Here is a 13,714-nt window from a genome sequence, read left to right on the forward strand (position 1 = left end):
TTTATTTTGAGCTCATTTGCTGCTCTCGCTTCTCTTTTTGCTGAGCATCGATAACTGCAATGGCCGTCATGTTAACAATTTCATCTACGCTTGCATCCAACTGAAGAATGTGCACTGGTTTGCGCATTCCCATCATTATTGGCCCGATAGACTCCGATTTATTTAATTCCTTAAGTAATTTATAGGTAATATTGGCCGCGTCAAGGTTTGGAAAAATCAATGTATTTACTTTACGTCCCGCCAATTTAGAAAACGGAAAGATATCCTGAAGCATCTCACTATTAAGTGCAAAATCGGTCTGTAATTCCCCATCAACAATCATATCAGGGAAATACCTATGTAAATAAGCCACAGCTTCTCTTACCTTTGAGGCCCTTTCATTGTTTGACGATCCAAAGTTTGAATACGAAGTCATTGCAACAACAGGCTCTAGACCAAACATTTTTACCACTTGTGAGGTCATATGGGTTATCTTAGCTAAATCTTTAGCTGACGGATCGATATTTATGGAGGTATCACTCAAGAAAAGTGGACCGCGTTCAGTCATCATCAAGTTTGTGGTTGCTACTCTTGTAGTCCCCTTTGCCATGCCAATTAATTCCAACATAGGTTTAACCACCGATGGATAATTCCTTGAGTAACCAGTTAAAACAGCATCGGCATCACCTTGATTTACCATCATGGCTGAGAAGTAATTACGCTCACGCATTAACTTCCTTGCTGAATAATAAGTCACTCCTCGGCGCTTTCTTTGCTCCCAATACACCTTTGCATATTCGTCTTTTTTTGGTCGCTCTTCATCTGACTTAGGATCAATAATTTGAACATCGGCATCGAACTCGATTTCTTCCATCAAATCCTTAATAATATCCTTGCGTCCTAATAAAATTGGAAAAGCGATTCCTTCATCATGAACGATTTGAGCTGCCTTTAACACATCTAGCTGATCAGCTTCTGCAAATACTACACGCTTAGGGTTGGTTTTGGCACGGTTCAAGAGCAATCTAACCATTTTATTATCTGCCCCAATTCTCTCTAGTAAAGAATTTTTATACTTTTCCCAATCTTCAATAGGTTCTTGGGCAACGCCAGTTTCCATTGCTGCCTTAGCTACAGCAGGCGGCACTTCTCCAATCAATCTTGGATCAAATGGCTTGGGAATGATATAGTCTCTTCCAAAAGCCATTCTAGTTTCCCCATATGCTATATTTACTTGCTCTGGAACAGGTTCTTTAGCTAGGTTAGCTAAGGCTTTTACAGCGGCCATTTTCATTTCCTCATTAATCTTTGTTGACCTAACATCGAGCGCTCCACGGAAAATAAATGGGAATCCAAGTACATTATTCACCTGATTCGGGTGATCACTACGACCAGTTGCCATAATAATATCTTCTCTTGTAGCTACAGCAACATCATAGGCGACCTCAGGATCTGGATTAGCCATGGCAAATACAATAGGATCGGTTGCCATGCTCTTCAACATCTCGGGACTAACAATATTTGCAGTAGACAGACCTATAAACACATCAGCATCTGCCATAGCTTCTTCAAGTGTATCAATTTTTCTATGGGTAGCAAATTCAGCCTTTTGATCGGTTAAATTATCACGATCTTGGCGAATAACCCCCTTGCTATCTAACATAACAATATTCTCTCGCTTAGCTCCAAAAGCTTGATATAATCTTGTACACGAAATAGCTGCCGCACCAGCACCGCTCACTACAATTCTAACATCTTCAATATTCTTTTCGGCAAGCTCTAGTGCATTTAATAAAGCAGCAGCAGAAATAATTGCCGTTCCGTGTTGGTCATCATGCATCACAGGAATATCTAGCTCTTCTTTCAAACGACGTTCAATTTCAAACGCTTCCGGAGCCTTGATGTCCTCTAGGTTAATACCTCCAAAAGTCGGCGAAATTTGTTTTACAGTTTGGATGAATTCTTCTATATTTTCGGTATCCACTTCAATGTCGAATACATCGATGTCTGCGAAAATCTTAAATAACAATCCCTTACCTTCCATCACAGGCTTTGAAGCTTCCGGACCAATATTACCCAACCCCAAAACAGCAGTCCCGTTAGAGATTACAGCCACCAAATTCCCTTTGGTGGTATATTTATAAACATTGTTTTTATCTTTTTCTATTTCAAGACAAGGCTCGGCTACACCGGGCGAATAAGCCAACGACAGATCTCTTTGGGTAGCATACCTTTTAGTAGGTACTACTTTAATTTTACCGGGCGTAGGCTTAGCATGATATACCAATGCTTCTCTACGTCTTCTCTGTTTACTCATAGCTTTTTAGTTAATTAGTGAACTCACAAAGGTAATAATCCTACTTAGGAAACGCCTAATCTTTTATGAAATTGATGTTTCTATTGAGGCCTGAAAATTTAGTGCGCTTAACTGCAGATTTTTTAAACACCTTTCTAAAGACCTCTTCGGTCAATTCCTCCCAATCTCTTTTATCCATATCCAATAAACCAGGTTGTGGATTGAACAAGGGCTCATTATGAGACTTTGAAAAGCGATTCCACGGACAAACATCCTGACACACATCACAACCAAACATCCAACCATCCATTTGCTCGTTAAACTCAGAGGGAATATTATCACGGAGTTCAATGGTTAAATATGAAATACACTTACTGCCATCAACCACATAAGGTTCTACTATAGCTTGTGTGGGACAAGCATCAATGCACGCGGTACAAGTACCACAGTGATCGGTAACAGGAGTATCGTACTCCAATTCGAGATCAACAATCAATTCAGCGATAAAATAAAAAGAACCTACTTTTTGAGTTAGGAGATTACTATTTTTACCTATCCATCCTAAACCACTTTTTGCCGCCCAAGCCTTATCCAGCACTGGCGCAGAATCAACAAAAGCCCGACCATAGACTTCTCCGATTTCCTCTTCAATAAAGTGCAATAACTGCTTAAGTTTATCCTTTATCACGAAATGATAATCGGTACCATAAGCATATTTACTCAACTTATAGCTTTCTTTGTTTTGTTGTTCTTCGGGGTAGTAATTAAGCAGTAATGAAATAATGGACTTAGCTCCTTCGACAAGTCTGGTAGGATCAAGGCGCTTGTCAAAATGGTTCTCCATATAACGCATTTCCCCATGCATATTTTTATTGAGCCACTTTTCCAATCGCGGCGCCTCTTCTTCCAAAAAACCAGCCTTACTAATTCCACAAGACAAAAACCCCAAACGTTTGGCTTCGGATTTTATGAGCTGGGTATGTTTTTCTTGAGAGAGCATATTTGTTTTAATTAATGCGAAATTACGATTATGTTTTTACACTTATCCCTAATTTACCCTTGCGACCACAATCATTTAAAATAAAAAGACCCCCTACTAATAATAGACGGTCTTTTTACTATGCTTTAATTAGTTTTAAAATATTTCTCCTGTGGCACTTATTTTAAGATTCTTTTTTTTCTTTCCATTTTTAATTCTCACTAAAAACTTTTTGTCGGCTTTTTTTTCATTGTAGTAAGAAACCACATAAGCTGTGTCACTTAATGCCCATCCCGGATAAGTATTAAACACTGCATTTCTAATTACTTCGGGCAGAACAATGCCTTTAAACTTTTCCAAAGTTTGAATTATAACACCTCCATTATCATAGGTTGCAATCACCTTGCTATCTTCAGAACCAACACCTCGGAAAACAACTTCATATAAATCATAATCTTTGCTAAACTCACCAGATTCCTTGATATCGTAAGAGGCAACCTTAAATGCCATAGTTCTGGCACGATTAGGGGTATTATCATCCAAAACATTATTTAAGTATGTAGCATTATGCGATGTAACAATAACATCAGATAAAACTACTCCTTCAGTCTCATCATACATAAGACCATCCTTCTCTTCGCCATTTTTATTCTGGCTAAAACCTAGGGCGGTAAACCCCAATAACAACATACCTACTAAAAAAACTCTCATAACTGTTCAGTTTAAAATTAAACATTCCGTTACTGCTACCAATTAGTCTTATAGTAGACATAATAATACATATACCTAACTCCATTCACCAATCTAAATATTGTTTCATACAACATTTATATAATTAACCGATTTACTTTATTTACAGTATTGCACAAAAATTCAACCACATCAACAAAGTTACAAACAACACTTGTACTAATAATTAATAAAGGGAAAACGGACAATTAGGGAAGAATACTCATTAAATATAGCCATATAATCTTGTTTACCTTATTACAAAACAACCAAATCAAGAAACAAAATGACCAAAAACCTACTGTAAATAATCTTGGGGTTTGATACCAAATGTATCCTTAAAACACTTTGAAAAATAAGAGGGTGTAGAAAAGCCAACCTCAAATGCTATTTGCGAAATATTATTCGATTTATCCCTCAAAAGATTAAGCGCCCTATTTAAGCGGTAATTTCTAAGCAACCTATTTGGTGACTTTCCGGCTACATTAACACACTTTCTATAGAGCCCAGACTTACTCGTTGACATTTCCTTACTGAAGTCTCCACCATTGAAATCTGTGTTTTGCCAATTCCTCAAAAAAACACTCCATAATAGCTTTAAAAAAAGTTCGTCTTCAGAGGATAATACTCGCAAATAGGAAGGGCTAGTTTTACAAGCTCCAATTGCTCCATCTGAAAGTTTACAAAATGACGATGTAACAACAATTTCTCCGAAGTCTAGCAAAGAGCTAAAAAACATCAACAGATTTCTTAAGGATTTAGCTTCTCCTTCTGCTAAATCAATTGCATGTAGCACAATTCGCAATCCGAGTTCTTTATTTTCAACGCCTAAATTCTCCCTAACGTTAGTCGCACAAAGCAAAGAGTCATTTTCAGTTGTGAACGAACCGATTATATTCCAAAAGGAATTTGTTTCTAAAAACTGACCTTTATTAGCCAAAATTGACCTTTTTACACTCTCATGGACGTAATATTTCAGCTCAAGAGCTTTAACTTCCCCAACTCTATGCGCCAATACGTTTTGATCGTCTGTCTGTATACTCAACAAAAAAACAGTATTGCATTGAGCATCTAAAAGTGATTTTTTATCATCTGAAAAGAATAATTCTTTATGACCTGGACTTTTCTCAAAAAGAACTTTTACCTGGGGAAGATTTATTTCTAAAATTTTTACTGGAAGACGGTAATTGTAAAAATTATGCAATTTTATAATTGCTGATTTATCAGGAGCTTCAATCAAACTATAAGTCCTTTTACTCTCCTTATCCTCCCACAACCCAATATGCTTGCAAGACTCTCCATTAAGCACTAAACCTTTACTAGGGACACAACCTACCTCAACCTCAAAATACAACCCCAAATAAAGCGACATAATCCATCACATTTAAACAGCCATACGAGATCTTAGGAAGACTTTACAAAGATACTACAAAGTATTATATCATTCTCTTCGAGGATGATATAATGACAAAATTGAACTAATTGTGCTAGTTCAACAAACATATAGTTTTGTAAGAATTTTATTATAAACATAAAATCCATAAACTAATGGTAAACAAAAAACCCCGAGGCTTGCCTCGGGGTTTAAATATTATATAAAAGGATGAATATAAATTATCCTTTAAAAGTTGCTTTTAAGAACTCACGGTTCATTCGAGCGATGTTCTCTAATGAAATTCCTTTAGGACATTCAACCTCACAAGCACCTGTGTTGGTGCAATTACCAAATCCTTCTTCGTCCATTTGTTTTACCATATTTAGAACACGTTCAGTAGCCTCAACTTTTCCTTGTGGCAACAAGGCGTATTGAGATACTTTAGCTCCAACGAAAAGCATTGCTGATGAGTTTTTACAACTTGCCACACATGCCCCACAACCAATACACGTTGCAGCATCCATAGCCTCATCGGCTGCTTCCTTAGAAATTGGAATAGCATTGGCGTCTTGAGTATTACCAGATGTATTTACAGAGATAAATCCACCAGCTTGTTGAATACGCTCGAAAGAACTTCTATCAACAACTAAGTCTTTAATAACTGGGAAAGCACTAGCTCTAAACGGCTCTATGGTAATGGTATCACCATCGTTGAACATACGCATATGCAACTGACAAGTAGTTACCCCACGGTCTGGACCATGAGCTTCACCGTTTATGTACATAGAACACATTCCACAGATTCCCTCACGACAATCGTGATCGAACGCTACAGGCTCCTCACCTTTGTTCACCAATTGTTCGTTCAAAACATCCATCATTTCCAAGAAAGACATATGCTCTGAAATATCTGTTACCTTATACTCCACCATTTGACCCTTTGCATTCGAGTCTTTTTGTCTCCAGATTTTAAGTGTTAAATTCATAATGTCTTCTTATTTATATGAACGTTGTTTTAATTCGATGTCTTTAAATTCAAGCATTTCTTTGTGCAGTACAGCATTTGAAGGCTCTCCTTTGTATTCCCAAGCCGCTACATAAGCAAACTCATCGTCCTTACGCTTAGCTTCACCTTTTTGCTCTCCATCAAGCTCAACAGACTCCTCACGGAAATGACCTCCACAAGACTCCTCACGTACAAGGGCATCTTTAGCGAACAACTCCCCTAACTCTAGGAAGTCTGCTACACGACCTGCTTTTTCAAGCTCAGGGTTCATTTCGTTCATACCTCCAGGAACTTTTACATTCTTCCAGAAATCTTCACGTAATTCCTTAATTTCCTTAATAGCTTCGTTTAATCCTTTTTCGTTACGAGCCATACCTACTTTATCCCACATGATCTTACCTAGTTTCTTGTGGTAGTAGTCTACAGAATGCTCACCGTTATTATTTACGAAGAACTCTAAACGCTCTTTAACTTCTTTTTCGGCTGCATCAAATTCTGGTGAATTTGTTGGTATTTTTCCTGTACGGATATCATCAGCCAAATAATCACCAATTGTATAAGGCAATACGAAGTATCCATCAGCAAGACCTTGCATTAAAGCAGATGCCCCAAGACGGTTTGCACCGTGATCTGAGAAGTTTGCCTCACCAATAGCATAACAACCAGGGATAGTAGTCATCAAGTTATAATCTACCCAAATACCTCCCATTGTATAGTGAGTTGCAGGGTAAATCATCATAGGCGTTTTGTATGGATCTTCATCAACAATCTTCTCATACATTTGGAAAAGGTTTCCGTATTTCGCCTCAACGATTTTCTCTCCTAGTTCAGTAATTTGTTGTTTTGAAGCATTTTCAATCCCCTTCAACTTGGCTTGTTCCTTACCGTAACGCTCAATAGCAGAAGCAAAGTCTAAATAAACAGCTTCTCCAGTTGCGTTAACACCGTAACCAGCATCACAACGCTCCTTAGCAGCACGCGAAGCTACGTCACGAGGCACCAAGTTACCGAATGCAGGGTAACGTCTTTCCAAGTAATAATCTCTATCTTCTTCAGCGATTTGAGTAGGCTTTAAGCGACCTTCACGAATTGCCATAACATCGTCCATCTTTTTAGGCACCCAAATTCTACCGTCGTTACGTAACGACTCAGACATCAAAGTCAATTTAGACTGATAGTCCCCAGAACGAGGAATACAAGTTGGGTGAATTTGCGTGTAACATGGGTTAGCAAAATATGCTCCACGTTTATGTGTTTTCCAAGCAGCAGTAGCGTTACTTCCCATTGCATTTGTAGAAAGGAAGTAAACGTTTCCGTAACCACCAGAAGCGATTACTACAGCATGCGCTGAATGTCTTTCTATTTCTCCAGTCACAAGGTTTCTTGCGATAATCCCTCTAGCTTTTCCGTTAACGATTACCACATCCAACATTTCATGACGGTTGAACATTTCAATCTTACCACGGGCAATCTGACGGTTCATTGCAGAATAAGCACCTAGTAATAACTGCTGACCCGTTTGTCCTTTAGCGTAGAACGTACGCGATACCAATACCCCACCAAAAGAACGGTTATCTAACAATCCACCATAATCACGTGCAAAAGGAACTCCTTGTGCAACACATTGGTCTATGATGTTTGCAGAAACCTCAGCCAAACGATATACGTTAGCCTCTCTAGAACGGTAATCTCCACCTTTTACAGTATCGTAAAACAAACGGTAAGTAGAGTCACCATCCCCTTGATAGTTTTTAGCAGCGTTAATCCCTCCTTGTGCCGCAATAGAGTGTGCACGGCGAGGTGAATCTTGGTAAGCGAAAGCTTTTACGTTGTACCCTAACTCTGCTAATGTTGCAGAAGCAGAACCTCCTGCTAAACCTGTTCCCACAACGATTACGTCAATATGACGCTTATTTGCTGGGTTTACAAGGTTAATTTTATCTTTATAAGTAGTCCACTTATCCTTAATTGGACCTTTTGGTATTTTAGAATCTAAAGCCATATTAGATGTGTTTTAGTGAGCGTTAAAATGATGGAATAAAGCAATTACAATAAATCCTAATGGGATAACAATAGAGTAAGCTTTCCCAAATCCTTTTAATGCTTTAGTGTATTTATTGTTAGCTCCAACCGATTGAAAAGCAGAATCGAACCCGTGCAATAAGTGCAATGCCAAGAACACAAATCCTAGACAATAGAGCGCTACTCTCCACATTGGAACAAACTTGTGGGTTAGTTCCTCATAGTAACGGAATCCTTCACCATCTGATAATAAACCACTCATGTCTCCTTGGATAAACTTGGTGTTGATTTCTGGGATCCAAAAATCAATAAAGTGAATCACTAAGAAAATTAGGATGAATAACCCGCTGTAAATCATGTTACGGCTCATCCATGTAGAGTTTGCCGACCCCATATTTTTAGCATACTTAATTACTCTTGCCTTTTTGTTTTGGATTTCTAATACAAATCCCATGATGAAATGAAAAACCACACCAAAAATCAATACTGGCTGCATTACAAATTGAATAAGCCAATTGGTTCCCATAAAGTGAGACGCCTCGTTAAAAGTGTCTGGACTGAAAACCGATAAGATATTGATTGCAAAATGTTGTAGTAAAAAAATCATTAGGAAGAGTGCCGAAAGAGCCATGGCAAACTTTCTTCCTATCGAAGAACTTAAAATTCCGCTCATTGTTTTGAAGTTATTTTTTAATCAAGCAAAAATAACCCACATTCACTATACAGACAAAAAGATAGACCTCTAATTCTATATTTAGAATGATTTTAAACAGATCTCTTAAAATACACCTAAAACAAAAACTATTGATAACCAATCACAGGAATTAGTCCACGAACTCCCATATCTACAACTTGCTCTCCTGCACTTGGCTCATATTTTCCATCGAAATTCACTTCTTCCCACTCAAAACTATTGTTTACAGAAAAAGACAGCGTAACCACTACATCTTCAGTTTCGCTACCAGTTATTGTAAATCCGTTTTCAAATTGTCCGGTTACCACACAAGAGCCTTGCGGAATGGGAGATGTTTCAAACAACGGATTAGGTACTGTAGTGGCACCCTCTGGAGCTTGCCCTTCAAAGGTGTAGCCCATAGTTTCGAAAGCCCAGTAGCCCTGTAACTTATTATCGTTTACTTCAATAATATTTCCGTTGAGATCGAACGAAGTGATATACGTATTAAACCCAACAAAACTAGCTAAAGTTCCATTTAAGTCCATATCGTTAGCGCGAACATCTATTGCTCCTTCTTGATAAGCCAATGAAACACGTACCCAATTGTAATTCCCTGACGCAACCTGATTAAGTGGAACCTCAAAAAAGACTTCATTATTTCCAGCAAATTGCGAATTCTGAAAATCGATGGCCATTGCTCCACCCTCCTCTGTCTTAAGACCATTAAAAATTACCTCACCATCTCCCAAGCCTACATATGCTGTTGGAGACAACTCTATATAATTTGCACTCATTTTAGTAAAAACAGGAGACTGTGCAGCATGGCCTTGAGGAAGTTCAGCAGGCTGACCTAGATTATCCAAACGTTGTTGATTTGGGTCGAATTTAAACTTCACTATCAATTTGGGGTCATTCGAATCATTACAACAATTGTTTTCATCAGAACTACATGATAAAGACAACAAAATAGAGCATAACAAAAGGACTTTTAAAATTCTCATGGCCTTAGGATTTTTAAAATATTTATGCAATTAAAGAAATTTATTTAAACCTATATATTCATTTTTTATTGTAACTCCTATTGCACAAACGGATATTCCCTAAAATAAGTTAAACCAATATGAGGTTCCTTATCTTTTCATACCTTTATCCTTCAAAAAACATTTACTATGAAATACGATCAAATAGACAGCTCATTGTTTATCAAGAATAGAAAGAATTTTGCTACTCAAATGAAAGCTAACAGTCTGGCTATTTTCAATTCAAATGACATATACCCTATTAGCGCAGACAGCACCATGCCCTTTCAGCAAAGTCGCGATATTTTTTATTTAAGCGGTGTTGACCAAGAAGAAAGTGTATTGGTAATCTTCCCTAACTGCCCCAATCCAAAACACAGGGAAATCTTATTCTTAAAAGAAACAAACGATCATATTGCGGTTTGGGAAGGTGAAAAGCTCACAAAAGAAAAAGCTTTTGAAGTAAGTGGAATTAAAACCGTTTACTGGCTTAAGGACATGGAAAAAGTCCTTTTCGAAATCATGACCCAATGTGATACTGTCTACATCAACACCAACGAACATTATCGTGCCAATGTTGAGACCGAAACCCGTGAAGCTCGTTTTTCAAAATGGCTTAAGAACAGATTCCCTGCTCACAATGTAGCAAAGAGCAACCCAATCCTTCAACGTCTTCGTTCTATAAAAGATCAAATTGAGATCGACTTAATGCAACAGGCTTGTAATATTACCGAAAAAGGATTTAGAAGAATTCTGAATTTTGTTAAACCTGGAGTTTGGGAATACAATCTAGAAGCGGAATTCATGCACGAATTTCTAAACAACAGATCACGTGGCTTTGCTTACACCCCAATTGTTGCTTCAGGAAACAATGCAAACGTACTACACTATATACAAAACAACCAACAATGTAAAGCTGGTGATTTAATCTTATTGGATGTTGGTGCAGAATACGCTAATTACTCTTCTGATATGTCTAGAACAATTCCTGTATCAGGACGTTTTACAGACCGCCAAAAAGAAGTTTACAATGCTGTAAATCGCGTGAAGAATGATGCAACCAAAATGTTAGTTCCTGGGACAATTTGGGCTGACTACCATGTGGAAGTTGGAAAACTAATGACTTCTGAATTATTAGGACTTGGCTTGCTTGACAAAGCCGATATTCAAAACGAAAACCCAGATTGGCCAGCATATAAAAAATACTTCATGCACGGAACATCACACCATATTGGATTAGACACCCATGACTATGGCTTATTACATGAACCAATGCAAGCAAACAATGTTTTTACTGTAGAGCCAGGCATCTATATTCCTGACGAAGGTTTTGGAATTCGACTTGAAGACGATGTAGTGATTCAGGAAAAGGGAGAACCATTTAATTTAATGAAAAACATCCCGATTGAAGCAGATGAGATTGAAGAAATCATGAATTCTTAATCTTCCAGAATTTTAACTAATAAAAAAGCGACCCTTTCAGGTCGCTTTTTTTTTCATCAACTAACTAGACTAACGTTTGTTCAAAAACGTAATCGTGAAGTTTTTGCAAGGTCTCCACCTTATCGCTTGTATTTATAAGCAATGAAATATTGTTATTACTGCCTCCGTATGAAATCATCCTTATATTAACATCTTGTAAAATATGGAAAAGCTTATGGGTATCCGGATGATAAACTATTGCACTACCTACAAGACAAACAATAGTCCTGTGGGTATCAACTTCTACTTTAGAGAATTTTTCAAGCTCATCAACAATCTCTACAAGATGAGCGTCATCATCAATCGTTAATGAAACTGCAATCTCTGAAGTAGTAATCATATCGATTGGTGTTTCGTATTTATCGAAAATGTCGAATACTTTTTTCAGGAAACCGTGCGCCAAAAGCATTCTAGCCGACTTTATTTTAATCGCTGTAATCCCATCTTTTGCAGCAATAGCTTTTACTCCTTCACCTTCTGCGTTTTCGGTAATCAAAGTCCCGTAAGCTTCTGGTTCCATGGTGTTTTTAAGTCTTACCGGAATATTCTGACCTATAACAGGCATTACAGTTTGAGGGTGCAATATTTTAGCTCCAAAATAAGCCAACTCTGCTGCCTCGTCAAATGACAAATTGGAAATTGCATTGGTATCACTTACATATCGTGGATCGTTATTATGGAATCCATCGATGTCTGTCCAAATTTGAACTTCTTCAGCTTCAATAGCAGCTCCAATAATTGAGGCCGTATAATCACTCCCTCCCCTTTTTAAGTTCGAAACTTGGCCTTGGGCATCCAAACAAATAAATCCTTGAGTAATGAATATATCAATATTATCATCTCCATTCATCCAGCGCTCCAAATTCTGCTTGATGTAAAATTCATCTGGTTCAGCGTTAACATCAGTTCGCATAAAGCCCAAAGCAGGAATCAATTTAGCCTTTAACCCTTCTTGCTGCAAAAACCTTGTAAAGATAAATGTTGACAACAACTCACCTTTTGCTACGATGTTATTATAAAGCAAAACAGAATGAGATTGCTCAACGTAACCCTGTAAATCCGCAAAAACAGCATTTACATAATCTAAGACCTCCTCCGTTAAATCTGTATCAACTATCAATTGTGAAATCACATCTTGATAATTATCATATAAGGCTTTAATTTTTTCCAAGGCTAGATATTTCTCCCTAAATTTAATAAGATTAGAAATCTCTACAAGAGCATTGGTTGTTCCAGACATGGCAGACAAAACAACAATTTTTCTCCCACCCTGCTCAACAATTCGCTTCACACGAGTCATATTCTCTACAGACCCAACAGATGTTCCTCCAAACTTTAAAACAAACATAGATTATTGATTTTGAGAGCACAAAGGTAAAACCAATACGTGAACCTCAAATAATATTGCAATTTATGTTCTATATTTGCATAACGTGTTAAATAATTAACAAAATGAAGACTATCGCATCATGCGTTGAAGAAATACTTTTAGCTCAACCCTACCTAGAAGAAGCCCTCTCTAAAGACATCATCAATTACTCTGCCTTAGCCAAGGAACTTCAGGAACCTGTTAGCGAAATGCTCAAAAAAGCTGTTAAGAGCGGAGCAATAATGATGGCCTTGCGACGATACAATCCTCCGAAGGATTTAGGCAACTCACCACGATTAAAGCGCATGCTTAAAAACCTTGGAGACATCACGGTAAGATCAAACTTGAGTGATTTCACTTTTCTAAACTCTGAAACTTTAATTGAAAGCCACTCAAAAGTATTAAAACTCTTAAGCACGAAACCCAATACCTTCTATGCTTTTACCAGAGGTATAAGAGAAAGTAACATTATCATTTCCTCTTCCGAAAAGGAAAATATCTTGGAGAGTTTCGCATTGGAAAAACTTATTGGACAACAAGAAGAACTCTCTGCTATTAGCATTAGCCTGCCTGAAGATAACTCTAGAATTGCCGGACTATATTATCAAATTTTTAAACGCTTGGCATGGGAAGGCGTTTCTATATATGAAGTCGTATCTACTACAAATGAATTTACTGTTTTAGTTGAAGATTATCTGGTAGACAAGGCCTTTTCTATAATAAAACGCCTGAACAACTAGGTAATTTGTTAAACCTTTAGATTTCCAAATAACAAGTATCTT

General features: G+C 37.5%; 11 protein-coding genes. 2 read left to right on the top strand and 9 right to left on the bottom strand.

The window, feature by feature from the left end; all coding sequences use genetic code 11:
* Position 1 precedes the first annotated feature (1 nt).
* The 8 genes from PWU04_RS04855 to PWU04_RS04890 all read right to left on the bottom strand — a co-directional run bounded on the left by PWU04_RS04855 (position 2) and on the right by PWU04_RS04890 (position 10,063).
* On the bottom strand, positions 2-2,296 hold the full coding sequence (locus PWU04_RS04855) for an NADP-dependent malic enzyme (protein WP_274474709.1): 2,295 nt from the start codon (positions 2,294-2,296) through the stop codon (positions 2-4).
* Positions 2,297-2,351: 55 nt separating this feature from the next.
* Positions 2,352-3,275 carry a tRNA epoxyqueuosine(34) reductase QueG gene (gene queG, locus PWU04_RS04860; RefSeq protein WP_274474710.1) on the bottom strand — a complete coding sequence of 308 codons (924 nt, stop codon included), beginning with the start codon at positions 3,273-3,275 and terminating at the stop codon, positions 2,352-2,354.
* A 135-nt stretch (positions 3,276-3,410) separates the two neighbouring features.
* Positions 3,411-3,965, bottom strand: a complete 555-nt coding sequence (locus PWU04_RS04865) for a hypothetical protein (RefSeq protein WP_274474711.1) — start codon at positions 3,963-3,965, stop codon at positions 3,411-3,413.
* Between the two features lie 316 nt (positions 3,966-4,281).
* Positions 4,282-5,355: a helix-turn-helix domain-containing protein gene (locus PWU04_RS04870; protein ID WP_274474712.1), complete on the bottom strand. Its 1,074-nt coding sequence runs from the start codon at positions 5,353-5,355 to the stop codon at positions 4,282-4,284.
* 242 nt (positions 5,356-5,597) lie between these two features.
* Positions 5,598-6,344 carry a succinate dehydrogenase/fumarate reductase iron-sulfur subunit gene (locus tag PWU04_RS04875; RefSeq protein ID WP_274474713.1) on the bottom strand — a complete coding sequence of 249 codons (747 nt, stop codon included), beginning with the start codon at positions 6,342-6,344 and terminating at the stop codon, positions 5,598-5,600.
* A gap of 9 nt (positions 6,345-6,353) precedes the next feature.
* Positions 6,354-8,366: a fumarate reductase/succinate dehydrogenase flavoprotein subunit gene (locus tag PWU04_RS04880; RefSeq protein ID WP_274474714.1), complete on the bottom strand. Its 2,013-nt coding sequence runs from the start codon at positions 8,364-8,366 to the stop codon at positions 6,354-6,356.
* Between the two features lie 12 nt (positions 8,367-8,378).
* Complete coding sequence (locus PWU04_RS04885; protein WP_274474715.1) at positions 8,379-9,059, bottom strand: succinate dehydrogenase cytochrome b subunit; 681 nt, start codon at positions 9,057-9,059, stop codon at positions 8,379-8,381.
* Between the two features lie 128 nt (positions 9,060-9,187).
* Entirely contained in the window at positions 9,188-10,063 is an 876-nt protein-coding gene (locus PWU04_RS04890; protein ID WP_274474717.1) for a hypothetical protein, read from the bottom strand.
* 168 nt (positions 10,064-10,231) lie between these two features.
* Between PWU04_RS04890 and PWU04_RS04895 the strand changes: the two genes are divergently transcribed.
* Entirely contained in the window at positions 10,232-11,524 is a 1,293-nt protein-coding gene (locus PWU04_RS04895; protein WP_274474718.1) for an aminopeptidase P family protein, read from the top strand.
* 64 nt (positions 11,525-11,588) lie between these two features.
* Here the strand turns inward: PWU04_RS04895 and PWU04_RS04900 are convergent, their stop codons facing one another.
* Entirely contained in the window at positions 11,589-12,911 is a 1,323-nt protein-coding gene (locus PWU04_RS04900; protein ID WP_274474719.1) for an aspartate kinase, read from the bottom strand.
* A gap of 104 nt (positions 12,912-13,015) precedes the next feature.
* Between PWU04_RS04900 and PWU04_RS04905 the strand changes: the two genes are divergently transcribed.
* Positions 13,016-13,672 (top strand): hypothetical protein, encoded by a 657-nt coding sequence (locus PWU04_RS04905; protein ID WP_274474720.1) that lies wholly within the window; start codon positions 13,016-13,018, stop codon positions 13,670-13,672.
* The last annotated feature ends 42 nt before the right edge of the window (positions 13,673-13,714 follow it).

The organism is Mangrovimonas aestuarii (genome assembly GCF_028767185.1).
Taxonomy (GTDB): Bacteria; Bacteroidota; Bacteroidia; order Flavobacteriales; family Flavobacteriaceae; genus Mangrovimonas_B; species Mangrovimonas_B aestuarii.

Excerpts from the sequence above, each read along its gene's own strand:
- queG (WP_274474710.1), bottom strand. The coding sequence starts at position 3,275 with ATGCTCTCTCAAGAAAAACATACCCAGCTCATAAAATCCGAAGCCAAA.
- PWU04_RS04890 (WP_274474717.1), bottom strand. The coding sequence starts at position 10,063 with ATGAGAATTTTAAAAGTCCTTTTGTTATGCTCTATTTTGTTGTCTTTA.
- PWU04_RS04870 (WP_274474712.1), bottom strand. The coding sequence starts at position 5,355 with ATGTCGCTTTATTTGGGGTTGTATTTTGAGGTTGAGGTAGGTTGTGTC.
- PWU04_RS04895 (WP_274474718.1), top strand. The coding sequence starts at position 10,232 with ATGAAATACGATCAAATAGACAGCTCATTGTTTATCAAGAATAGAAAG.
- PWU04_RS04905 (WP_274474720.1), top strand. The coding sequence starts at position 13,016 with ATGAAGACTATCGCATCATGCGTTGAAGAAATACTTTTAGCTCAACCC.
- PWU04_RS04880 (WP_274474714.1), bottom strand. The coding sequence starts at position 8,366 with ATGGCTTTAGATTCTAAAATACCAAAAGGTCCAATTAAGGATAAGTGG.
- PWU04_RS04885 (WP_274474715.1), bottom strand. The coding sequence starts at position 9,059 with ATGAGCGGAATTTTAAGTTCTTCGATAGGAAGAAAGTTTGCCATGGCT.
- PWU04_RS04855 (WP_274474709.1), bottom strand. The coding sequence starts at position 2,296 with ATGAGTAAACAGAGAAGACGTAGAGAAGCATTGGTATATCATGCTAAG.
- PWU04_RS04865 (WP_274474711.1), bottom strand. The coding sequence starts at position 3,965 with ATGAGAGTTTTTTTAGTAGGTATGTTGTTATTGGGGTTTACCGCCCTA.
- PWU04_RS04900 (WP_274474719.1), bottom strand. The coding sequence starts at position 12,911 with ATGTTTGTTTTAAAGTTTGGAGGAACATCTGTTGGGTCTGTAGAGAAT.
- PWU04_RS04875 (WP_274474713.1), bottom strand. The coding sequence starts at position 6,344 with ATGAATTTAACACTTAAAATCTGGAGACAAAAAGACTCGAATGCAAAG.